We start from the raw sequence: 25221 nt of genomic DNA, 5'->3' as shown, positions 1-25221 counted from the left end.
TTTAAAATGTTTTTTTTTGCAACAATATAGGAACGATGTTAGTTATTACGAAACAAAAAGGAGGCGTGGGTTTTGATCGTAGCGGATCTTCTATCAGATTTAAAGTCATTTTTACCTGATGTGCAAATAGTTGATGGGAAAAACCAAAGACATCCACTTGGGAATGGTGGTCAGGTATCTGTTTACCCGAAAACAGAGGGAGAAATAGCAAGTATTTTAAAGTATGCAAACGATAAAGGGAAAAAAATAACGGTGGTAGGAGGCGGAACCAAGAGAGGTTTTGGAGGATTGATTGAAACAGCTGATATCTTACTCTCATTATCGAAATATAAAGGAATTGTCAAACATACTGTAGGAGATATGACATTAACGGTTAAAGCGGGTACTTCATTTAAAGAATTGCAAGAATATTTGGCACAACATAATCAGAAGGTTTCGCTGGACCCTGTATGGCCTGAAGATGCGACAATTGGCGGAATCATTGCTTCAAATGAAAGCGGTCCCAAAAGATTGGGTTATGGTTCTTCCAGAGATGTGGTAATAGGACTTCGCTTGATTTACCCGGATGGCAGTATCATAAGAGCTGGGGGAAATGTAGTAAAGAATGTTGCTGGGTACGATATGAACAAACTTTTTATAGGATCGATGGGTACACTTGGTATTTTATCTGAAGTGACTTTGAAGCTTAGACCAATACCAAAGTACGAAAGCCTTGGACTGTTAGTGTTTCCCAATGGAAATCTCGAAGAAGTTCGGTCACTAGCAGTTAAGTTGTTGGATTCAGTGATGGAACCAATCGCTTTGGAACTGATAAATCCTGCTTTATCGGAAAGGTTAACGGGTCAAAACGTTTATACCTTAGCAATTTCATTTGAAGATGTGGAGAGCTCTGTTCATTACCAGGAGGATTTTGTAAAAAACATCCAACCTTCTACCGCAAAAATGACAGTGCTTTCACAAAATCAGGCACAAGCTTTTTGGGAAAAATTTTATTCGATTTCTCCAAATGGGGCAACACTTGCTAGTGGAAATCAGATAGAAGCGGCATTGAAAATAGGCGTTGTTAACCTAGATGTTTTGAAGGTCATTAAAGAAAGCCACATTTTACATCACTCTAGTACTCTTACAGTAGAAGCACATGGTGGACTAGGTCATGGAATATGCCAGGTTAACCTAAAGGGAACTGAAGATGAAGAATTAACACAGATAATATTAAAGCTCAGAAAATCCGTCGAAGCATTGGGTGGTTATGTGATTGCGAAGCATCTGCCTTTAACGCTCCGTCAGCAAATAGATGTATGGGGTGAAAAACCATCACATTTCTTCTTGTTAGAAGGAATTAAAACAAAGATCGATCCTAATAGAGTACTTAATAATAAAAGATTCGTGGGAGGGATTTAATAGTGAGTCTGAGAGAAGTTGATATAAAGCAAGATCCATCATGTACATCTAATAGCTTAAGCAACTATCTATGGAGTGATAAGCCTGATGAAAACAAATGGGCAGATTGCGTACATTGTGGTATGTGTTTGGAATCCTGCCCAACATATGAGCTAACAGGCCAGGAACAGCATTCTCCCCGTGGGCGTGTTCATCTTATCAAATCAGTAGCAGAAGGAAAGCTTGAGGTGAACGAGCAATTCATGGATCCTGTTTTTGCTTGTCTTGACTGTCGTGCATGTACAACTGCTTGTCCAGCGAATGTAGATGTCGGAGGATTAATTGAAGAGGCTCGCGGACAAATTCGACAGGCGATTCCATTGACAGGAGTGAAAGGAAAAGTAAGTAGATTAGTACTTGAAGGAATGTTCCCACATCAAAACAGACTGAATACAGTGGGGAGTTTATTAAAGTTCTATCAGAAGAGCGGATTGCAGAAAGTGGTTCGCAAAATAGGGTTAATGAATATTATGCCACAGCATTTAATTGAGATGGAAGCAATTATGCCTGAAATTAAAGAGCCTGTACGCAAAAAATACAAAAATGAAAAAGTGATCAAAGCATTAGGAAAAACTAAAGCAGAAGTGGCGTTTATGACAGGTTGCGTGATGGACGTTATGTTCAGTGATATTAATCAGTCCACGATTAATGTTTTAACACGAAACGGAAATGATGTGACAATTCCGCAAAACCAAACTTGCTGTGGAGCCTTACATGTTCATGCCGGTGACCGTGAAACTGGAAGAAAGCTGGCGAAACAGAATATCGAAGCGTTTAAGGATGCTGATAAAGTCATCGTTAACGCAGCAGGATGCGGCTGTATGCTTCAGGAATACGCTGAATTGTTTCGGGAAGAGCCTGAATGGCATGATAAAGCTGAAAAATTTTCCGCTAAGGTCGAGGACATCTCTAAATATATTCATGAAACAGGCTATGAAATACCAAAAGCTGAATTGAACACTCGTATCACATATCATGACGCATGCCATTTAGCACATGGTCAAGGAATTCGCCAGGAACCGAGAGACCTTCTTGTTAGTATTCCAGGAGTTGAAATGGTACATATGCCAAACGCTGATCGCTGCTGTGGAAGTGCAGGTATATATAACATCACTAATCCGGAAATGGCCGGTGCCGTGCTAGAAAGCAAAATGCAAAATGTGCCAGGCGATGTTGAGATGATTTCAATGGGTAACCCAGGATGTATGCTTCAGATGGCAATGGGGGTACAGAAATATGGTAGAAATCAAAAAGTCGTCCATACAATTCAGCTTCTGGATTGGGCTTATCAAAAAGAGGATGATCTAAAGGGGGGACAGTAAATGGCACCGAAAAAAATAAAATCGAATGATCGACATATAAAGAATTTAGAAGCTATTGTTGGCGACGCCAATTCAATTCTATTTCACAAAGAGGATCTGCTTGCCTATGATAGCGATGGATTTACGCTTCATAGACACTTACCTAAAGCGGTTGTGTTTCCAAAAGATACTCAGGAAGTAGCCAAACTAGTTAAATATTGTTCCGAAAATAAACTGCCGTTCCTAGCCCGTGGCGCTGGAACTGGATTAAGCGGCGGTGCTATACCTTTAAATGAAGAAGTCATTATCAGTCTGGTCAGGATGAAGAAGCTATTAAGCGTTGATCTCGAAAATAGGCGTGCTGTTGTACAGCCTGGTTTTATCAATCTTAAACTCACGAACTCTATCTCTGATAAAGGATATTACTATGCTCCGGATCCTTCTAGCCAATATTGTTGTACAATTGGCGGAAATGTCGCAGAGAATGCTGGAGGGGCTCACTGTCTTAAGTATGGAGTAACCACGAATCACATTCTAGGGCTGGAAGTAGTACTTCCTAACGGGGAAATTATAGAAATGGGTGGAAATGGAATTCCTGATTCTCCTGGATATGATTTGCTCGGTCTGTTGACAGGGTCTGAAGGAACATTAGGCATTGTAACGAAAATCACTGTTCGTATATTGAAAAATCCGGAAGCGAAACAAACTGTTCTTGCTTATTTTGATAAAGTGGAGGACGGAAGTCAGGCCGTATCTGATATAATTTCAGCAGGAATCGTACCGGCAGCCCTTGAAATGATGGATAAAACAGCCATTGAAGGAGTGGAGGCGGCTGCTTTTCCAGTAGGTCATCCAAGTGATATTGAGGCTGTCCTACTCATTGAAGTGGATGGAATCTCAGTAGGTATTGAAGAGCAAATTAATCACATTTTGGAAGTGTGTAAGTACAGAAATGTACTTGAAGTGAAGGTAGCACAGGATGAACTCGAAAGAGGTAGATGGTGGGCCAATCGTAAAACAGGATTTGGTGCCATGGGAGCCATTTCACCGGACTATTTAGTACAGGACGGTGTTATTCCACGAAGCAAATTGCCCGAGGTATTAAACAAAATCAATCGAATCAGCGAAGAATATGGTTTGCGAATCGCTAATATTTTCCACGCGGGTGATGGGAATTTACATCCACTTGTTCTTTTCGATGCCAGAATCCCTGGGGAAAGCGAAAAGGCCCTGGCAGCTGGTAGTGCCTGCTTAAAAGCATGTGCTGATGTTGGGGGGACGATTACAGGTGAACACGGAGTGGGGATTGAAAAAATAGAGGAAATGCGTTTCGTCTTTTCTGACGAAGAGATTATTGCACAAACAGATATTCGAGAAGTATTCAATCCTCATAACCTTTTAAATGCAGGGAAATTATTCCCGATGCCGGGACGCTGTGTTGAGATAAAAAGAGATTTAAAAGAAAAAGAAGCAGCTGCTATATCTTAAATATGTTTGTCTAGTAAGGCGCAGTCCATAAAACGGATGAAGCCAATTCATTTCGTGGCAAAGTCCTTTTGCTAAAGTTTAGAGATAAATATAAATTATTATAATATTATGAAATATTCGAATCCATATCAGGTATCGTGCCATCGTTTTTATACACAGATAAAGAAACATGGTTTTGTAATAACAAACAAACAGAGCAATTAGGATAATTACATCCTAGAGTGAACAAATTACTTTTTTCCAGAGAAGAATTATCTAAAATAAAATCTTGATTTACAAGGAGGAACTCATAGTGACAAAATATATTAAATCAGGGAATCTTCAAGTTGCAACGGAATTATTTGAATTTATTAATTCAGAAGCTCTACCAGGTAGTGAAGTGGATCGTGATCAGTTTTGGTCTGGTTTAGAAAATTTGATAAATGAATTAACTCCTAAAAATAAGGAATTATTGGCACATCGTGAAGAGATTCAAAATCAAATAAATGCTTGGTATCGAAAAAATAATAATGATTTTGATTTTGAAGAGTATAAATCATTTTTAAAAGAAATTGGATATCTTGAACCAGAGGCTGAAGACTTCAAGATCACCACTGAAGGTGTGGATGCCGAAGTAGCTATCCAAGCTGGACCGCAACTGGTTGTTCCAGTTAATAATGCTCGTTATGCAATCAATGCCGCCAACGCCCGCTGGGGAAGCCTTTATGACGCACTTTATGGTACAGATGCAATCAGTGAAGAAGATGGTGCACATCGAGAAGGTGGCTACAACCCAGTTCGTGGTGCGAAGGTTATTGAGTTTGGAAGAGAGTTTCTTGACCAAGCAGCTCCATTAAGGGAAGCTTCTCATAAAGATGCTGTAAAATACACAATTGAGTCTGGAAAGCTGAATGTTGCACTCCGAAATGGAGAAACGACAGGACTTGAGGACGAATCGAAATTAACTGGCTATCAAGGACAACCACAAAATCCAAGTGCTGTACTTTTGAAAAATAATGGCCTGCACTTTGAAATTCAATTCAATTTCAGTCATCCAATCGGAAAAACTGACGAGGCTGGCGTTAAAGATATTCTATTAGAAGCAGCAGTAACGACGATTATGGACTGTGAAGATTCAGTAACTGCGGTAGATGCCGAGGATAAAGTTCTAATTTACCGTAACTGGTTAGGATTAATGAAAGGAGATTTATCTGCTACCTTCATAAAAGGCAATAAATCAACGACAAGAACTCTTAATCCTAATCGCATTTATTTGACCCCGACGGGAGAAGAATTGTCTTTGTCAGGTCGTTCACTTTTGTTTGTTCGTAATGTAGGTCATTTAATGACGAATAATGCAATCTTAGATCAAAATGGGGAGGAAATCCAAGAGGGAATTTTAGATGCAATCATCACTAGTCTTCTTGGAAAACATACTCTTTTAGGAAACGGCCCATACCAAAACACATCCGAAGGATCCATTTACATCGTTAAACCTAAAATGCATGGATCAAAAGAGGTCGCTTTTGCCAACCATCTATTTGATCAAGTAGAGGAATTGCTCGGTCTAAAACGGAATACTCTAAAAATTGGTGTTATGGATGAGGAGCGCCGCACATCTTTAAACTTAAAAGCTTGCATAAGCGAAGTTAAGGAACGGGTAGTATTCATAAATACCGGATTTTTAGACCGTACTGGTGATGAAATCCATACCTCTATGGAAGCGGGAGCAATGATTCGAAAAAGTGAAATGAAATCATCCACTTGGTTGCAAGCCTATGAAAAATCGAATGTTAATACAGGCCTTGTAAGCGGCTTCCAGGGGCGTGCCCAGATTGGAAAGGGTATGTGGGCTATGCCGGACTTGATGGATGAAATGTTAAAACAAAAGATTGGACATGTAAAAACAGGTGCAACTACGGCGTGGGTTCCATCACCTACTGCAGCTACATTGCATGCACTGCACTACCATCAAGTTGATGTAACGAAGGTCCAAAATGAAAAGATCAGTGAATCTAGAGACTTGAGGGATGAAATTTTACAATTCCCAGTTGCGAAACATTCTAATTGGAGCCCGGAGGAAATACAGGAAGAGATTGATAACAATGCTCAAACTATGCTAGGTTATGTTGTTCGCTGGGTGGACCAGGGAGTTGGTTGCTCGAAAGTACCTGATATCAACGACGTGGGACTAATGGAAGATCGTGCGACCTTACGTATATCCAGCCAACACATGGCGAACTGGCTACACCACGGTATCATAACAAAGGAACAAGTGCTAGAGACGCTTCAGCGTATGGCTAAAGTAGTAGACGAACAAAATGCTGGAGACGCTGCATATCGCTCAATGTCTGCGAATTTTGACGATTCGGTGGCATTTCAAGCTGCATGTGACCTGATTTTTGAAGGTTATAATCAGCCAAGTGGCTACACTGAGCCAATATTGCATCGTCGCCGCATTGAAGCTAAAGCAAAGTTTGCTATAAAACAATAAACAACTAGGGGACATTCTATTTTTTACAACGTCACGATTTACAATGTAAAGAGTATATTGCTAATTTAATTGAAGTACTGCAGTTTCAACAACTAACTTTCATTATTAAATAGTGATAACAGATTGGGGGAGTTGAAGCTATGAAAGACCTTCGGGAAAAAGCACTAGACCTTCATATGAGTACTAAAGGGAAAATAAATGTAAATGTAAAGTAGCTGTAGAAATTTCCAGGGATTTTTAAAGGGGCACTTCAGGTGTTCGCTTCTGAAATTAATGAGTAAATGAAAGTGGCAGCGGTTTATGCAATTGCAAACTTAATTCAGCCGCAAGAACTGACACATGATTATGTAATACCAAATGCTTTCGACAACCGAGTAGTAGAATCTGTCGCCAATGCTGTAGCAGAGGCAGCAATACAGTCTGGTGTTGCGAGAAAAAAAACGAAATAGAAGTCTGAGAGGAGCAATAAAACAATGAAGTTTACTAGGTTTATAGCTAATTCTTCCATTCATACAGGTGTTAAAGAAAAAGGTATAATAAGAGTAATTAAGGGCGATATTTTTGGTGCTTGGGAGTATACAGGCCAAACATTTTCTCAGGGTGAAGTTAAGTCTATTGCACCCCTAGAACCAAATCAAATCATTGGAATCGGTGCAAACTTCGTTTCAAATGTGGATGATCTTCCGGAACAGCTCCCGGAAATTCCAGTATTCTTCTTTAAGCCAACTTCATCAGTGATTGGACCTGAGGATGAAATTATCATTCCAGAGGGGATCAAGGAAGTAAAGTTTGAATCCGAATTAGCGATTGTCATTGGTAAAGAGGCAAAAAATGTGCCTGAATCCGACGTACTGGATTATGTTTTTGGATACACAGTTGGAAATGACGTAACAGCACCTCAGTTTTTCCACCAGGATGGCCACTGGACAATTGGTAAATCATTTGACACGTTCACTCCATTAGGTCCTGTTATTGAAACCGTACTTGATCCTTTTAATGTAAAGGTCAAAGCAAAACTGAACGATGTTGAAAAACAAAACAGTGCAACTGAACTGATGATTATTCCAATTCGCAGAATGGTTTCCTATCTGACAAAAGTTATGACACTTAAACCGGGAGATGTAATTTTAACAGGTAGTCCTGTTGGAGCAGAATTGGTCGGCGCAGGCGACGTTATAGAATGTGAAATAAAGGAAATTGGAAATCTTCGAAATACATTTGTTACGGCTAAAGAAGGTGCAAGAGCGTATTAGGTACGGTTAAAAATTTTTAGAGGTTAGTTCCAAATTGCTGGAATCAATTGATTTGAGATCGGAAGCAAGGCGATACTTGCAAGAACTGGAGAATACCACAAATAAGGTTATCCATCTAGTTGTTTATGACCAAGGTGAAGTGGTGTATATTGAAAAGCTAGAAGGAAACGAAACTCTGCGAATGCACTCTAAAGTTGGAAAACGAGAACCCATGCATTGTACTTCAGTCGGCAAAGCAATTCTTGCTTATTTGCCATCTAATGTCGTGCTTAACATTCTTGAGCAAAAGGGAATGCCAATGCATACTGACAAAACGATTACGAATAAAGATGATTTCCTTCAAGAACTCATTCAGGTTAGAATTAAAGGCTATGCATTGGATCTAGAAGAAAATGAATATGGAATTACTTGTATTGCCGTTCCTATTTTCGTTTATTCGGGGAAAGTCATTGCTGCTGTCATCATATCTGGTCCAACAAGGCTTGGATTTTAAAGTGGAATTACTTTCCAATATATTTTTAGAATTTTTTTTCAAAGAAAATTTGCCCGATATATCTTTTTTTCAAAATAATCGGGCAAATTTTGATATTGGTTTTAAAATTTTACCAATAATTTGTATAATTAAAATAGGATTAGTGTTTGTTATATAACAACTACTTATATAGTTATTAAACAATAGTGTTTTTTCGCAAACTTACAGAAACATTGTTTCTTAATACGAAACAGAAAGGAGGAATTGTCTTATAGAGTGTTATCATGCCGATAGAAAGTGTTAAGGGAAATATTATGTAGAGAAGACAGCAGATTTGCTAGCGTATTTCTTTTTGTATATCTCACCTTAGTCGCAATAAACCTTTAGTAACTAAAGGTTTAAAGTACTTTATAGTCCCTTTACCGGACAAGCACTATTATGATTTTATCATTACGCAACCAGATAAAATCACAAACATCCGGACTTTACAACACGAAAAAATTGAATATTTTCAGTGGATTCAAATTTTTTTCACTTTCTTGTAAATTAGAGCAGAAGAAATGGTAGCATATTTTAATAAAAATATGTAAGCGGTTACTTTTAGGGACTATAAATTGGAGGGTACAATATGACATATACACAAAACTTTACAGTGGTAGGAGATAGCCTCGCTTTATCCGCTATCGTGGCAGTAATTCCAATACTTTATTTCTTCTGGGCATTGGCAGTGAAGAGAATGAAAGGGTATCTGGCAGGGCTCACGACGCTATTAATTGCTTTGATGTTGGCGGTTATTGCATTTGGAATGCCAACACAAATGGCGATTATGTCTGCTACACACGGGGCAGTATACGGGGTTTTGCCTATTGGTTGGATCATTATCAGTTCAGTTTTCCTTTATAAATTAACCGTAAAAACAGGACAATTTGATATTATTCGTAATTCAGTTGTTTCACTTACGGAAGACCGTCGACTTCAGGCACTATTGGTAGCGTTCTCATTTGGGGCATTTCTTGAAGGAGCCGCTGGTTTCGGTGCGCCTGTTGCCATTTCTGCTGCACTTCTTGTTGGTCTTGGATTCAATCCTTTATATGCAGCTGGCTTGTGTTTAATTGCCAATACAGCACCGGTTGCATTTGGTGCAATAGGAGCACCAATTATTGCGCTTGAGGGACCTACCGGAATTTCTGCGATGGAGATTTCAAAAATGGTTGGTCGCCAATTACCGTTTTTATCTGTAGTCATACCATTTTATTTAATCGTGATTATGGCAGGCTTTAAAAAAGCCTTCGAAGTCATGCCTGCAATTTTAGTAACTGGTATTACTTTTGCTGTAACACAATTCTTAAGCTCTAACTTCCTTGGACCAGAACTTCCGGATATTTTATCGGCTCTTGTTTCATTACTTGCTTTAGCAGTTTTCCTTAAATTTTGGAAACCGAAAACCATCTTCCGTTTTTCAGCCGAACAAGAAATGGCTGCAACACTTGCTGTAAATGAACCTTCTGGACACAAGCTAACTTATACCGGCGGACAAATTTTTAAAGCGTGGTCACCATTCCTGGTTTTAACGGGAGTAATCTCCCTTTGGGGAATTCCAACCATAAAGCAGGCACTAACAGGACACTATGAAGGAACAAATGTTGTTTTATCAATGATTAATTCTATAGGGCATGCATTTTCGTTTATACCTAACGTTCCATTATTAAATAATAAGATTATAAACGCTGCGGGAGAAGCGATACCTGCCTTTTACAAGCTGGAATTGCTAGGTGCTGCTGGTACAGCGGTTCTGATTGCAGCAATCATTACGAAATATATTGTAAAAATTTCTTGGAAGGGTTGGATAGTTACATTCGGTGAAACACTAAACGAACTTAAATTTCCCATTATCACAATCGCTTCTGTTGTAGGATACGCTTATGTAACAAACTCTTCAGGAATGAGCACATCTATGGGGATGGTATTGGCGAAAACAGGATTTTTATTCCCTTTCTTCTCTCCTATACTAGGCTGGCTAGGAGTGTTCATTACTGGTTCTGATACTTCAGCCAACTTACTATTCGGTAACATGCAAAAAGTTACAGCTACTTCAATAGGCATGGATCCGGTGCTCGCAGTGGCAGCGAACTCTTCAGGCGGAGTTACCGGAAAGATGATTTCGCCTCAATCAATTGCAGTAGCTTGCGCTGCAGTAGGCCTAGCAGGGAAAGAATCTGATTTGTTTCGATTCACTATAAAGCATAGTATTATACTGGTGATTATTGTTGGAATCATGACATATTTGCAGAATGGGGTGTTATCCTGGATGATTCCTTAAGTAAGATTGCAAAGCAAATATCTTTATTTAGAGTCAATATGAGATCAATATGAGTTGATAAAAATAAGAAAAACACCATTTAAAAGTCGCAAGTTTGTCAAACGACTTTTAAATGGTGTTTTTTCATGGAGGGGCATCTTCGTTCCATCCTTGGTTCGATGACCGTCGAGGAAATTTATAAAAACCGTGAAAAGTTTTCCCAGGAAGTACAGAGGGTTGCCTCGCAGGACTTAGTTAAAATGGGACTCATTATCGTATCGTTTCACGATTAAAGATGTTCGTGACTTTTTTATACCTTATGTGCACGCTACTTACAATAGTGTACATAGGGTATTTTTATTATCTTAGCAGTATACGATGAGTGTACAAGTTTAAGAGGTGTACACTTTACAAAAAATAGATAATTTGATAATATACCATTATGTAATAAATGGAATTTATAGGATTAATTTATAATAATTGTATTTAAAAGAGGACGTAGCCCACAGCGGGAGGCGTTTCCGCAGAACGATAGTTCGAGGACCATACATAAAGGACCTACTTACCTACATAAGATATTATCATCATGAAAAGAACCTTCTAAAAAAAAGGGAGTTAACCTAAATGGCTGGTAGGAAAAACCGAGAGAAATATGGTTTGAAAGTTGAACAAGGGCTTAAATACATTCCTAATCTTGGGGAAGAAGTAATCCAATATTATATTACTGAGGATGACATCCCACTTTATGAAGTTAATAGATGGATAGAGGATGTTAGTGTAAACAGTTATAAGACTGGAGGTAGCTATGCTAATAAGTTTTTAATTTACTTAAGGTTCCTGAAAGTAAAGTACCATACACATTACAGGGAAGTTGAAAACAATGAAATCATTAGAGATTTCATTAAATATTTACTTTACGGTGATAAGGTCATGGTGAAACTAGAGGGGAATCGTTCGTTAAACTCTATTCAAGGATATGTTAGTGTTTTAAAGAATTTTTATGAATGGTTAGAAAACGAGGAGCAAATTCGAAACCCAATTGGTTATGGTGTTAAGATAAATAAAAAAAAAGGTAAGCAACATTTAAAGAAAAAATTTCTTTATGGACAAATTTATGATTTCGAAATAAATACTGATAATATCACAAGTAGTCTCAAATACCAGGAAAAACGAAGTCATTTAAGGTGGTATAGTGATGCTCAAGTTGAAAAAATCCTTGCTTCGCTTCGGACTAGAAGAGACAAACTAGTATACAGGATTTTGGTAGAGACGGGTATGAGAATTGGGGAATGCTTAGGGCTCCATATTAATCATCATGATTTTCACGAAGGTACCCTTCGAGTAATAAAGAGTCCGAACGTGGAAAATAAAGCCACCGTTAAAACGAAAGAACGTGACCTGTATATAAGCGAATCCTTAAACAGTGACCTTCTTGATTATATAAGAGCAGACAGGTTTGAAGCGGACGTAGATGCCTCTGATTATCTTTTCTTAAATCATCAGGGTACTACAACAGGAACACCCTTAGAACAAAGAAACTTTTTAAAAATACTCAAAAAAGCTGCTGAAAGAGCTGGATTTGACCCAAAAGAGATTATCACTCATGCTGGTAGAAGTACGAAGGCTCAGCTTCTTTTGGAGCAGAGGGAAGAAGGAATTGTGACAGACGGATTCATCAAAGAGGAAATGGGCTGGAGCAGTATCGATTCGCTTGATAAGTATATTAAGTCTTACGATGCTAGAAAAAGAAAAGAAACAGCAAAATATATTACTAAGAGAAAAATCAGGAAATCAACTAAAGATGAATAAGGAGCCTTCCGATGTTTGTAGTTAAAATTTTAGAAGGTACTATGAATAACCAAACCAAGAAAGTAAATATTAATGGACATTATTTTAATATACATAAGAATGTTGGCTTCATAGTAGAAGAACTTCCTGAGATACTTCGGGATTTAAGGCAGTGCCTCCTTCAAAATGATACCAAAGGTATTAGCTCAATTTTGTTGAGGTACAAAGGTCAAGACGTTAACGGTTGTTTATACCGTTGTATGGACACATTACTTTCGTCAGAGTTTGAACAATATTGCCTACATCTTTGCTGGTATTTTATCGACGAATTAAAGCGATATAAAATATACCAGAGTAATATTTTTAAATTCATGTTTACCAATAATATAGATATAGCTTTTAACAACAAAATTCGGGATGGACAATATCATTCAGAAGACACAGGCATACCACGAAGAGCAATTGAACAATATCTTTATTTCAAGTCCGAAGAGTTCATATTAGCTTGTAAGCACGATGATATGGAATCTGTAAGGAAGCTGTTCCCTCCTCTCGGGGAGATTCCATTATTAAACAAGATTTATGCAAATGAGAAATACATAAATTATTTTGAAAGTTTTATAAGAAGAGTCGGCGAAACTTTGATTGAGGAAGAAAAAGCATTATCTAAGTCGGAGTTGGTTCGGTATATCTTAACGGGGACTTCTAAACCGGAACATAAGAGAGACCAAAGGTTTTCTACATTTAAGGAACTAAAAATCATCCAAGAAGTAGTAACATATGTATACCAATCTATAGCTAAAAAACCTAATTCTTATAATATATTGGATGATGTTTGGAAAGTCCGAGAAAAAAATGTACAAGGTTTTACTAGCCTTATTTTGGACTTTTCACTCTTGTCAGAAGAAGATAAACCATTTGTAAAAGCGTATATTCATGAATCTCTAACGAAAACTGGTGCTTCTATACATGATGCTTGGTCACGGTTGAACAGCATTAAAATTATCTATACTAGATTTATGGAATTACCTTATAAAGACGTTAACTCTATTTTCTATATGAATATTCATCATATTCGACACCTACTTGATTATCTCCAACAATTACGTGATGAAAATGGCAAACAATATTATCAATTAAACTCTATTAGCTTGAAATATTTTCACGTCAAATTATTTATAGATTGGATAATAGAAAAGTATGATTGGCAATTTGATAATATATTTAGCATTGTTTCTTTCCATAATTTAAAGGCATATAAGGACCCCACCAATTTTATCCCTGAGACTGTCGTGCAACAGTTAGAACAATTCCTTGAAGAACTACCGGAAATATATATAAATGCTTGGGAAATCATGATGAACAGTGGCATGCGTTTTTCAGATATTCAAGGGCTTGAATCTGATTGCATAACCCAGGACGAAAGCGAAGAAATATCCGTTTTAAAGTATATAAATCAAAAGGTGCAAAAACAAAGCATAAGAAGTGGAAATTCTAAATACCACATAATCCCTGCTTCAGAAGTGCTAATTGATGCTGTGGAAAGGCAAAAGAAGTTAACAGCTAATTTAAGGGTCATAGGAAGTACAAAAAAATTGTTTATAGTTTGGAACGATTCAGCTGTTGTTCCTTTAGATGGAAAAACTTTATCGATGAATATTAACAAAATAATACAAAAACATGACATCAGAGACGATAATAATGAAATTTATCACTACACTAATCATCAATGTCGTAAGACAGTGATTGTTGATTTATTGTCTCAAGGACTTTCTTTGAAAAAAGTTGCAGACCTTATAGGACACTCCGAAGAAACTTCGGCACGTCATTATAGAGCGGTTCAGATGAAAAAACTAGCGGAATTGGATAAAGAAATGTTTGAGCAATTATTTGAAGAAACCCTAGATGAACAAGTTAAAGGGCAATACAGCAATGAAGAGAAAAAGGCTTTAATTAAAGAGGTTAAACTTGGAGCGAGAGAAACACCTGAAGGTCATGGAACCTGTGTAAAGCATGTGTCCTTCGGACCCTGTCATAAAAAGAAGTGTGCGGGTTGTAGGATGCTTGTGACAGGACCGCAAAAACTCCCAAAATGGTATCAATTATATGATGAGCAGCAGCAATACCTCAAAGAAGTGGAAGAAGAATATAAAGCGAATGGAGAAGAAAAATATATAGAACATCGTTCTTATCAGGCTGAATTTCACTTGCTCAATGTGTATAAGAGGACCATTGAGAAGATAGAGAATTTTGCTAAGCAAAGGGGGATTTCCATTGAGCAGTATAGACAGTAATGTCATGAAAAACGTAGGAGTGTTCTCCCCAATTACTGCTGATATCGAAACATTTAAACAACAGCTGCGGCTAAAAGTGCATCAATATGGTGATTTTAAGTTTGAAAATGATGAATGGTATTATAAAAACTATCATAGGACGGCTTCACAAAAAAGCGAGTTTACTATTAAGTTCTGCAAGTATTCTCAAGAATTTAAAGAACCATTAAAATACTACGCTCTAATGGAGAATAAAAATGTTAAGACCATTAAAAGAAATGTTTATCAAGTGAATTGTTTTTTTGAATTCTTTAGAGGTAACTTTCCTGACATATCACTATCAAAGATAAATCGTAAAATCGTAACCCAATATGAAGCTTTTCTTAGAGAAAATGTTTCTGTATCGAATGTCGAAAAGAATAAACGCTACGGGGCATTAAAAACCTTTTTAAAGATAATGAGCATGTTTCCGGAATTCCCTCCTGATATCCCAACCAAAAATATAAACCCCTTCCCTTTTAAGGTAGCGGACAATTCGGCAAAATACATTCCTACTGAAGTTGTGAAACAATTTGATAAGGTTATGAAAGATGAAACTCACGCAATTCCTAATTCATTAAGGCTTGCTTATTGGATGCAACGTTCCTTTCCAAATAGAATTACAGAAGTTACTTCTATGCCGATTGATTGCCTGAAACCACTGTATAATATGTGGGTAATTCATATTCCAACCACAAAGCAGAATGGTGGATATATAACCGAAGAAATAAAAACCATACCTGTTCTAAACTCAGGTCATGGCAAGTACATTGTCGATTTAATAAAGAGGGTTCAAAAGCAGACTAAGAAGTCGCTGGAGCTTTATCCTGTAGATAAGATAAATAAAAATTTTCTAATGCTTTGTCCCAAAATAATACTCAACATTGAAAACGGTAAGATTGTCTCACACAATCCTTCTGAAGCATCCCGCAAGCTACTAGAATTACGGAATATGTTTCCTAATCATACACTTGAACAATTATCTAAGGAATTAACTAAAGCAGGCTATAGTATGGGGATTAGTTTGATTTCCCGGAGATTAAACGAAGGATTGTCTGATGCTTACAGCACTCTCCTTTCTATTACAGGTAATAGATTTAACAGCATATTAAACCGTATAGCACTATTGTGTAAAATCACGGATGATAAGGGAAAGATATATAAATTTACAAGCCATCAATTTAGGCACAATGCATCAACCGATAGGTTATACATTGGAGGATTTTCAATGGCACAATTGATGACATTGAGGAACGACAAGGGTACAACGATGCCAAACACATATGTTCATCAACAAAAAGAAATGCATAAAAAGATGTGGATGGAATCAACTGGGTTAATTAGTCCTAGTGATGCACCAGTTTCGTTTCAAGCACGTATCTTTAACCTTGATGACAAAAAGATTATTGAACGGCTTTCTAAGGACCCAAGAATGTATTTAACATGGGAGGCAAATAGTAAAAAAGGTGTTGGGTTATGCAGTATGATTTCTGGTTGTAAGCCAGACGGCACCTCAATACATTTTGAATGTTATGAATGCAATTGGTTCGTACCTAAAGGAGAATATTACGAAGATTATAAAAAGGAACTTGAATACTGGGAGGGTATAGTAAGGGAAACGGCAGGACAACTAAATCGAGCAGCAACATTTGAGAACGCGATGCGGAATGTTAATTGTCTAGAAAGAATTGTTAAAATCTGTGAAAGCGGAATAGGAAAATACAAAAAGGAGCTTGAGACAAAGGTTATGTCTGGGGAGATGTAAAAAATGGCTAGATATAATGAAAAGTTAATAGAACACCAAAAAAAATTGCGTGAAGAGACTATTAAACTTATTAAAGACGCTATTCAGGGCATTAAAGATTTTGAAGGTGAAAATGCAGATATAACAGTTAAGAAGCTTCAGGAACAAACAAAGCTCTCACGCTCTGCTCTTTATAAGGAGCATGCAGTGAAAATCTGGAACTACAAGTTATGGGAAGAGCGCTATGTAGAAAAATCTAGAGTCGAGAAGAAATTAGAAACTAAATATTCAAAGGATTTAGATGTACTACACAAGCAAATTAAAGAATTAAACGAAACAATATATAAGTTTCAAAAAAAGAATAAAATCTTAGAAAAAACTTTAGAAAAAGAAAAGAAACGAACAGAAGTGAGAGAAATGGACCTTCAGGATGCACAAAGAAAGAATCAAAAGTTATTAGCTGAACTTCAAAGGCTAGACAATGAAATAAATGCAAGACGATAATTGCTTTAAGTATGTAAGAGCTCATTTGAATGTTTTTTGACCCGTTTTACTTTGGATTAAAGTAGCTCGTATGTGAACTTACAAGAAGTTTAATCAACTTTAAAAAAGTTGGAAAGACAGACCACCAAATTGCTTTTTGGTGGTCTGTCTTTTTTTTGTATAAATCCATCTCTATATATTCGGACATGTACATATACTGGGAAATAAAAAGAGTCTCTAGGGGTGAAAGATATGGCTAACAGTATTGTACTTGTCTTATTAACATTGTTATTTTTGTGGACATTTTTAAGTTTAATTAAATCATCGGTGGATTTGACAGTAACCATGAAGAAGAAGGTAAAAGATGATGAGAATCGGTTTAAAGAGATGGATAATTATCAAACAAAAATTTTTAATCATTTAATCAACATTTTTATCATTAGTGGTTGTATTAATTTTTTTTACTTGAATGTAATAAACAAACAACTAATCCTAAATTTAATGATTGCTTATCTTACCATGAACTTTATTATCTGTATGCATGAATTTGGTCATTATTATTTTGGAAAAAGATATGGGTTAAAAATAGAAGCCTTTACTGTTGGTATGGGAACAACACTCTTTAAGAAAAAAATAAAAGAAACCACATTTACCCTAAAGTTAATTCCTTTTTTAGGATATGTAAAACCTGCGGATAAAGAGGAATTTATTCAATTAAAAAGAAGACAAAAAATGTTATTTTTCTCTGGGGGGCTCATAGTAAATTACCTTTTTTATGTTTTAGGTGTAGTAATGATAGCAATAGGAAAGGGGCATTCTGTTTTATTTGGTATTAAAACCGCTTTTATCCTACTCTGGACCACTGTTTTAAAGATAGCAGAGTCTTTTAATATAGAAATCATATATTCTCCTGAACTAAGTTTTGAAGGGCAAGTCGAGGGGTTGCTAAAAATGTCTGACTTTTTTTCCGAATTTTGGATTGGTTTTGCCATAGTTAACCTTTTGTTATTTGTTTTAAATTTGTTACCGATTTCTCCGTTGGACGGAGGTCATATTGCAAAAGAGCTATTAGAGAAGACACTATTTTCACTTAGGATTCCAAAGAAATTAGTAGCAATTATCACTTCGGTTTTTGTTCTTTTGGGATTAGGTTTTATGGGCTCACGGTTTGTTGTTAATAACGGATGGGCAATAATAAATGACTTACAGGGGAGATGGATTGAGTTTGCGTTATGGCTAATGTTGCTATTTACAGTGGTAGGATATTTAACTCAACGAAAAATAGATAAAATAAAAACTTAAAATTATTTAGATAATATTCTATTTAAAAAGTCAGACAATAAAATTTTGTGTCTGACTTTTTTATTCAAACCTCAACATGTTTTTAATGTGAACTATCAATGCAGCTTAGTTTAAGTGAATATCTACATTTAATGTTTGATTTTATCAAATAACTCGATTGGAAAGAAAAATTCAGGATGTTTAATAGTGGTTAATTTTTCCTCTATTGAGTATAATTAATATAGGTATTTCGGAACAGGAACAGGGGTGGTGGGGGGCTATAGGCTACATTTTGTGTCTGTGACCATTTTATACTTTAGTCTAGATGTAAAATATCAAAAGTGTTTCGCGCCGAAGTTGAGTTTCTGCTAAGTCCTAAGCCTAATGGTAAAAGAGGTATAGGCTCTTTGGAAAAACATAGGCGACCAGTTAACTTAATTAGAGCATCCTCCCGGAGTGGGTACGCCCATGCGGGTTTTTTATTGTGGACACTATAAACAATGTTGTTGTTTCTCTTATTCAACTAATGAGGCAGTTTAGTTGAATAAGAAGTGGTTTAAAGTAGTAACAATGTTTAATTGTTTTTTTATGCGAATACTTTTTTGTTATTGCTATACTACATACGATTGAGTTTTTGTGAATTTTAATATTAATTATGAATAAGGAGAGAATTTAATGGGGAGAAAAAAGGTTACAAAAAAGGTTACAAAAAAGGTTACTGTAATAGATACAACAATTATTGAACAGTTAGCGTGTTTAGAAATAAACAATATAATACTTCAACCACCATTCCATTTAGTTAGTGATGTCCAATGGAAAGATAAAGGTATTTCTTTTGATGGTGGCATCGAGGTTTATAGTCATCAAAAGATAGAGAAAACAAATTTTATCAATAAGGTTCCAATACAAGTTAAAGGAACTACTATTCAAAAAACAATTCTTCGGAAAGATAAAATAAGTCACCAGGTACAAAAGAAAGATTTAGAAGTTTATTACAAATACGGTCAGGGAGTATTGTATTTTGTGGTAACAGTTAATCCAATTACATACGTTAGGCAAGCATATTATCGGATATTAGCACCATTAGAATTGAAAGGTCTCTTATCTCAACTTGATGCGAGAGGAAAGGATTCTATTTCTTTGCCTTTTAAAAAGTTGGAAAAGGGCTATTTAGAGACCCTGTGTAAAATATTTATCGAAGTGGTTGAAAAACAGCCAAAACATTTTATCGAAGCGTCGAAAGAAAAGGAATTTACACATTACAAATTGAATTTCATTGACGTAAAAAAAGACTCTTTTAATTTGTTTGAAGAAACAGCCTATATTTATGGTTTATCCGACAATACTGAGATGCCTTTAGAAGCAGCTAAAGTAGAGGAGCTTAGGATGGGAAAAACTGAAGTTGTTTGTCTGAACGGTGAGGAAATTAATATTACATACCAGATAACTGAGACAGAAAAAAAATACAAATTCATTATAGAAAATACTTTAACTTTTGATGTGGATAAAACAAAGAAATCTGGTAATTTTCATTTAGGGAAAGTAAGAACCCTTGGTTCATATCTAAAATGTTTGCGATTAATTAATTATTACATGGAACACAATAAGCTCCCATTTCACTCTTTACAGTTAGGGGGTAAGTTGGAAGAAAAAGGTAATTTTGGAGAAATTGAAGAGGAGATTAAATCGTACAAAGAGCTGATAGACGTTTGCTGTCAAATTGGGATAAGTGAAAATTATGTATTTAATGATGAAGAGGACTTACCTTCTCTTTTCAATGCTATAATTGATATTTTCAAAAATAAACAATATGGTTTACTCAACATTCATCAAGGAAGACTGGAAGATACAAAGATTTTCGATATCGAGCTTTCTGAGTATGTGAAACTAAGGTTAGTGTATGCAGATGAGAAGTTTATTAATTTTTATAGTGAAGAAGCATGTACAACAATTGGTGGTCTAATACCGAAAACAGATATAGCCAATAACCTCGGACCAGACACTGATATGCCCGTTGTGTTACCTGATAATTGGGAGGATTATTACCAGAAAGTAAGTATCTACTCATCTCAAAAAATTGAAGAAATGGTGGGAGATACTAACTTTGATTTCGAGATATTAAAGTTATCTTTTACCGATGAATACCATGATATACAAGCTGACCTGACGATTAATGTTTCATTAAAATATATAAGTTATTATGATAAATTCGATGATGAAAAATATCTAGAACTTGCTCTTGACCTAAATCAACGATACTCAGCTAAGTTTCCAAAAGATGATATCGTAAAGGTTAATATTTATCTTATTAAACTCAAGCAACATTATGAACTATCCGATGCAGAAAAAGATGATGTTTTGGATATACAAGAAAGAGCAGAGAGTGGCAAAAACCAAAGGTTACGCTTTGCATGTGAAGTCTTATTACAAAGTAAGGGAAAAGCCCAGAGAATATTTAATTCTCTTAGTGATGAAGAAAAAGAAACGATTATGGAGTTTCCAATCTACCATTTCTATGAAAATTTTTGATATAAAACAGGATAGTTTGTCATGTATTAGGAAAATTCACTCTCTAAAATCAGTGATTAATGTCCCTAGGTGAGAAGAAGTAATTCTGAAATAATAGTTTAAGATACCTGATATGTATTCTTTGTCTTTATCGTTTAAGGCTATAATAACTGCTAATATATTCGCTACACTCATTTTGTGGTACCCCTATTTTTATTGCAATCAGGATACCTAAGATATAAACATTAAGCTTATTTTAGCTTTTTTAATCCTTGAAAAAATGAGCGAATCGTTTTTTTTATATATTGACATAGGAGGTAGAAAAATTGAACAATGGTTACTTTTTAAAAGATACAGCTTTGATGGATAAATCAAATGATGCTTTTCATCATGAAGACTATGTAAAAAACCTAAAAAAAATCATTGAGGAACACGAGCCGCCTTTTAACATAGCGTTAATTGGAAAATGGGGTGTAGGTAAATCCTCTATAATCAATTTACTTAAGAAAGAATTACATGGGAAAAAGGAGGTAGTTACTCATGAAATAAATGCATGGAAATATGAAAATGATTCGTTAAAGAAAGCTTTTCTAAAAAACTTGTGGCAAACCTTTAATAAAGATGATGATGTTAGTATATGGAAGCTTTATGCGGATAGTTTTAGGGAAACTACTATGTTAGCTACTATGAAAGATAAACCTCTAACAACCTGGCAAACGATTAAAGCTATTATTCCGCTTATGATGGTTCTAGTATCGCTATTTTTGTTATCTTCCGCAGGTGTTCTTGCCCTCTTGTATATTTGGGATGGTATTCATGCGTTGTTTTCTAAAAACACTTTTATTGAAAATACAAAGGATACATTCAAATCATTCAAAGAGAATATCTGGGTAGCTATAATCATTGCACCACTTTACAAAATGTTGCAAGACTTTTTGAAATCTTCTATGCAAACGAAAATGGCAGATGTAAAGTTGGTTAAACCTGTTGAAACGGCAGACGAATACGAACAATTATTTAAGGATGAAATTGACAAATATAAAGCTGCACATCCCAAATTCAAAAAGTTAGTGGTAATTGTGGACGACCTAGACAGACTAAGTACGAAAAAGGTTGTAGCTGCTCTTGATGCAATAAAAGCATTTGTCGAGATAAATGAATGCATTTTTATCGTAACCTGTGATGAAAATATTTTAATAAACGCGATAGAAAAAGAAAAGTTGAACAAAACTGACGATATAGATGGTGAGCTGTTCCTGGATAAGTTATTTCATTTTAGAATATCGTTGCCTCCCATCATTGAAAATGATATGAGCGATTTTGCGATACGTATAGCAAAACAAGAAGCTCAAGGTCTTGTTAAATTATGTAATGGTCATTTTGAAAAAATTATTGACATATTAATACATGCCGAAGTAAGTACACCTAGACAAGTAAAGAAGTTGTTGAACACATTTGCCAATAATTTGCTCATTGCTAATTCAAGGGAAGCTGAAAGCAGAAAGTTGGAACAGCAATTATTAACGGGAGAGAAAGGTATATTATTTTTGGCAAAACTTTCTGTTATCCAATCAGATTATAACGACATCTATATGGAACTTTCGAAAGATTTTACTTATTTGGAAGAATTGTTGGAATTTTATCAGACAGAGAATGAAGAAACTGTGGACATAAAACCTTCCATTAAGATGCTTTTTATTTATAAGGACGCTACCTATAAAATCAAACAACAATATGAAGGGTTAATAAATTTTCTTTCGAGGAACCAGCATATTACTGTAGATAACTTATCTCCATTCATCTACTTAGCACAAGATGCTATTGGATTAATAGCTGGAGATGAAAAACAACGTTCGATTCGTAAAAATTTACTAAGTGGCAATGAAAAAGGCATAATCAATTTGATGAATGAAGATACAAATCCAGGGAATCTTGCTTTTGCCATAATAGAAGAAGTAAAGCATTCATCGAGAAAAGACTTGCCTTCTGTGATGAAAGCGGCTATTCCTTTAATCAGTCACGTTTCTGAAGGGAAAAAAGAACTTGCTAATACAATTTCCTATAAATTAACAACTGATGAGGCGGCTACAACTCGTTTCTGGCAAATAGAGCACCAATACATTCTGAATGTATACCATTCAGCTGAAAACAAAATAGGTATTGAGAATGCACTTTTGTTTGTAATGGACGAACTCTTTTTCAAAAGCGAAAAGTGGAAAAATCCACAAGGGAAAGAAATGACGAATGAAGCTTTCGTTATTCAAATATCTAAACTTTTGAATAACTTATTGTATGACCATGAAAACTTACCCATCAGTGTTAGAGAGAAAGTAAGAGCATTTCTGGCAGCTGAAGATGAAGATTATCTGTTCTTCCCTTTTGAGAACATTCAATCTCTTTATAATACACATAGTGGCTTATTTTGGGATTACTTTAATTTGCCGTTTTTCAATCAATTAGTAAACGATATAGAAAATGCCGAGGGCAAAGTGTTGGAGGAAGACTTTGAGACATTCTTTACTATTGCACCGATGATTAGAAAAAGATATGCAATCGAATTTATTTTGTCAGTACCATCGGTAATCACTTATTCTACAAAGAACAAAGTGTTGGACGTTGTAAAACTGGTATTACCTATCGTCAATAGTGTTAATGAAAAATCTGGTGTAAAGATTGTGGATGCTCTTACTGCTTATGTTTTTAAAGAACCAGAAAGTATTAACGAAGTGATGAAAATTATTCAACAAATTAGCTTCGACGTGAAAGATAATGATGATTTCGCTGAGCGACTTGATAAATTTATTTTAAATCATCTTCCTGAAGAGAAGAATGAATCAATGGAAGAAGTAATGAATGTAATTGAGTATGTATTGCAGGAAGTAAACGTTGATTTTGGTCAATTTGACCAAGTATTTAATTATGTATTAAGAAATGTGTTGGACACATCTATTTATGATGAGCTGATAAGGAGATTTAATAAAACGTTTACTGATTCTCAAAGGTCTGCTTTATTTTCTACAATAAATAGTCCTGCTCTAGCTAATTCCTATAATGCATATTTATCTGAAAGAATTTACACTTTGTATGCGATTCTCGGAGAAGATAAAGTAAATGATTTATCTATTCAACAAGTTATGCAACAGGGGATTACATTATTTATGAATAATTCGTGGTTATCTTATCTAACATGGGCGAATGATTTTGTGAAATTATTTTCAGTGACTGCCGACAAAATTGATGAATCGGACCTAATTAACTATATCGATACATTACTAAATCAAGTCACAAGTTATAGTCATTCGAAGCTTGCCATTAAGGGGCTTATGTATATTGGTGAGCATGTGCCAACATCAAGGGTTTTAGAATGTATTAATTATGTATTAACTCATACAAATTCAGACTCCTCTAAAATGGATGCACTTGAATTTTTGAAATCATGTAACCAACATATTACAAAAGAAAATAATAACCTAAATCCCTATATCACTTTTTTATTAGACAACTTCCCTCTTAAAGTGGAGAATTTCTTAAATGAACTTTATTCAATGTTTAGAACAATTAGTGTAGATAAAGTGATAAAGTTAATAACAAATGCAGTTAATTTAGAAGAAGAAAAACTACAATTTAATTTAAGCACAATTCAAATGACTACAGGAAAGTTTTTCTCAGCACTTGGTAAAGAGAAAGATAAACTTCATGTTCTTCATCAATTACTCCAGGAGCAAATGGAGGCGAAGGATATTAACAGAATTCTGTTAATGTCATTAGAAAAAAGCAGTGCTGCTTCCCTGCTTGACGGGGCAATAAAATCTGATGTAGAAAAAAATAAGAACTATAAAGGGGAGCTATTGAAACTATGCGGACAACATCATCAAGCGTTGGATAAAGGTCATTTGACGAATTTAATTGTTGATGTTTTGAGAGAAAGTGATGATGACTATATAGCAGAAATATGCGTGGTCCTTCTAAAAGAATACAGCACCTTTAGATTTGCTCATGAAAAGAAACACGTATCAGCTCAAATTGTCCCTACATTTAGAAATATCAACATGGAGGCAAAAGAAAAAGTATTAGAAGTCGCAAAAGCATTTCATATGGAAAAGGAATTTGAACAAGCAATAAAAGATAATTTGTTGTCAAATGAAGAAACAGAGTTGGTTATTGATAAACTTGGTTTTAGAAGAAACAGGTTGTTAAATTCTATAAGAAGGTAGAAATAAAGAATCCATCTATACATAGGATGGATTCTTTTATAGATTTATAAAAAACTCCATTATACTATTTTCTTTGGCTTTTTTAATTCCTCGATACTGCTCCTGACGCCTTTAGATTCCTATCCATCACCTTTAACTTCTTTCACTTAGAAGGAGAAGGCAGTA

Annotated in this window: 14 protein-coding genes and 3 pseudogenes; 16 read left to right on the top strand and 1 reads right to left on the bottom strand. The window is 35.5% G+C overall.

The features are described 5' to 3' along the window. The first annotated feature begins 72 nt into the window (after positions 1 to 72). The 15 genes and pseudogenes from ACJ9PY_RS14730 (at position 73) to ACJ9PY_RS14660 (ending at position 20863) form a co-directional block, all read left to right on the top strand. Positions 73 to 1401, top strand: a complete 1329-nt coding sequence (locus tag ACJ9PY_RS14730) for an FAD-binding oxidoreductase (protein WP_411738446.1) — start codon at positions 73 to 75, stop codon at positions 1399 to 1401. 2 nt (positions 1402 to 1403) lie between these two features. Continuing rightward, complete coding sequence (locus tag ACJ9PY_RS14725; RefSeq protein ID WP_048679958.1) at positions 1404 to 2762, top strand: (Fe-S)-binding protein; 1359 nt, start codon at positions 1404 to 1406, stop codon at positions 2760 to 2762. After that, positions 2763 to 4229, top strand: a complete 1467-nt coding sequence (locus ACJ9PY_RS14720; RefSeq protein WP_098186943.1) for an FAD-linked oxidase C-terminal domain-containing protein — start codon at positions 2763 to 2765, stop codon at positions 4227 to 4229. A gap of 292 nt (positions 4230 to 4521) precedes the next feature. After that, on the top strand, positions 4522 to 6702 hold the full coding sequence (locus tag ACJ9PY_RS14715; protein ID WP_411738445.1) for a malate synthase G: 2181 nt from the start codon (positions 4522 to 4524) through the stop codon (positions 6700 to 6702). Positions 6703 to 6926: 224 nt separating this feature from the next. After that, a pseudogene (locus ACJ9PY_RS14710) lies at positions 6927 to 7151 on the top strand (NAD-dependent malic enzyme); the annotation flags it as partial. A 24-nt stretch (positions 7152 to 7175) separates the two neighbouring features. Further along, positions 7176 to 7955, top strand: coding sequence for a fumarylacetoacetate hydrolase family protein (locus ACJ9PY_RS14705; protein ID WP_411738444.1), 780 nt, complete (start codon positions 7176 to 7178; stop codon positions 7953 to 7955). 10 nt (positions 7956 to 7965) lie between these two features. Next, positions 7966 to 8433, top strand: a pseudogene (locus tag ACJ9PY_RS14700) (IclR family transcriptional regulator); the annotation flags it as partial. 622 nt (positions 8434 to 9055) lie between these two features. Further along, complete coding sequence (locus ACJ9PY_RS14695) at positions 9056 to 10747, top strand: lactate permease LctP family transporter (RefSeq protein ID WP_328138409.1); 1692 nt, start codon at positions 9056 to 9058, stop codon at positions 10745 to 10747. 125 nt (positions 10748 to 10872) lie between these two features. Then, positions 10873 to 11032, top strand: a pseudogene (locus ACJ9PY_RS14690) (flotillin family protein); the annotation flags it as partial. Between the two features lie 318 nt (positions 11033 to 11350). Continuing rightward, on the top strand, positions 11351 to 12535 hold the full coding sequence (locus ACJ9PY_RS14685) for a tyrosine-type recombinase/integrase (protein ID WP_411738443.1): 1185 nt from the start codon (positions 11351 to 11353) through the stop codon (positions 12533 to 12535). An 11-nt stretch (positions 12536 to 12546) separates the two neighbouring features. Further along, positions 12547 to 14808: a tyrosine-type recombinase/integrase gene (locus ACJ9PY_RS14680; protein ID WP_411738442.1), complete on the top strand. Its 2262-nt coding sequence runs from the start codon at positions 12547 to 12549 to the stop codon at positions 14806 to 14808. Continuing rightward, complete coding sequence (locus ACJ9PY_RS14675; protein WP_411738441.1) at positions 14789 to 16591, top strand: integrase; 1803 nt, start codon at positions 14789 to 14791, stop codon at positions 16589 to 16591. Before ACJ9PY_RS14680 ends, ACJ9PY_RS14675 begins: the two co-directional genes overlap by 20 nt. Positions 16592 to 16594: 3 nt before the next feature. Next, complete coding sequence (locus tag ACJ9PY_RS14670; RefSeq protein ID WP_411738440.1) at positions 16595 to 17074, top strand: DUF6262 family protein; 480 nt, start codon at positions 16595 to 16597, stop codon at positions 17072 to 17074. A 231-nt stretch (positions 17075 to 17305) separates the two neighbouring features. Then, complete coding sequence (locus tag ACJ9PY_RS14665) at positions 17306 to 18355, top strand: site-2 protease family protein (RefSeq protein WP_411738439.1); 1050 nt, start codon at positions 17306 to 17308, stop codon at positions 18353 to 18355. Between the two features lie 654 nt (positions 18356 to 19009). Then, positions 19010 to 20863 carry a DUF4365 domain-containing protein gene (locus ACJ9PY_RS14660; RefSeq protein ID WP_411738438.1) on the top strand — a complete coding sequence of 618 codons (1854 nt, stop codon included), beginning with the start codon at positions 19010 to 19012 and terminating at the stop codon, positions 20861 to 20863. Between the two features lie 36 nt (positions 20864 to 20899). Here the strand turns inward: ACJ9PY_RS14660 and ACJ9PY_RS14655 are convergent, their stop codons facing one another. After that, on the bottom strand, positions 20900 to 21037 hold the full coding sequence (locus ACJ9PY_RS14655; RefSeq protein ID WP_411738437.1) for a hypothetical protein: 138 nt from the start codon (positions 21035 to 21037) through the stop codon (positions 20900 to 20902). Between the two features lie 131 nt (positions 21038 to 21168). Between ACJ9PY_RS14655 and ACJ9PY_RS14650 the strand changes: the two genes are divergently transcribed. Then, entirely contained in the window at positions 21169 to 25056 is a 3888-nt protein-coding gene (locus tag ACJ9PY_RS14650) for a P-loop NTPase fold protein (protein WP_411738436.1), read from the top strand. Positions 25057 to 25221: the final 165 nt, after the last annotated feature.

The organism is Peribacillus sp. S4 (assembly GCF_046715815.1).
Lineage (GTDB): Bacteria > Bacillota > Bacilli > Bacillales > DSM-1321 > Peribacillus > Peribacillus frigoritolerans.
This window is presented reverse-complemented; position numbering and strand designations above follow the sequence as displayed.

Excerpts from the sequence above, each read along its gene's own strand:
- ACJ9PY_RS14720 (WP_098186943.1), top strand. The coding sequence starts at position 2,763 with ATGGCACCGAAAAAAATAAAATCGAATGATCGACATATAAAGAATTTA.
- ACJ9PY_RS14705 (WP_411738444.1), top strand. The coding sequence starts at position 7,176 with ATGAAGTTTACTAGGTTTATAGCTAATTCTTCCATTCATACAGGTGTT.
- ACJ9PY_RS14695 (WP_328138409.1), top strand. The coding sequence starts at position 9,056 with ATGACATATACACAAAACTTTACAGTGGTAGGAGATAGCCTCGCTTTA.
- ACJ9PY_RS14685 (WP_411738443.1), top strand. The coding sequence starts at position 11,351 with ATGGCTGGTAGGAAAAACCGAGAGAAATATGGTTTGAAAGTTGAACAA.
- ACJ9PY_RS14680 (WP_411738442.1), top strand. The coding sequence starts at position 12,547 with ATGTTTGTAGTTAAAATTTTAGAAGGTACTATGAATAACCAAACCAAG.
- ACJ9PY_RS14670 (WP_411738440.1), top strand. The coding sequence starts at position 16,595 with ATGGCTAGATATAATGAAAAGTTAATAGAACACCAAAAAAAATTGCGT.
- ACJ9PY_RS14665 (WP_411738439.1), top strand. The coding sequence starts at position 17,306 with ATGGCTAACAGTATTGTACTTGTCTTATTAACATTGTTATTTTTGTGG.
- ACJ9PY_RS14660 (WP_411738438.1), top strand. The coding sequence starts at position 19,010 with ATGGGGAGAAAAAAGGTTACAAAAAAGGTTACAAAAAAGGTTACTGTA.
- ACJ9PY_RS14655 (WP_411738437.1), bottom strand. The coding sequence starts at position 21,037 with ATGAGTGTAGCGAATATATTAGCAGTTATTATAGCCTTAAACGATAAA.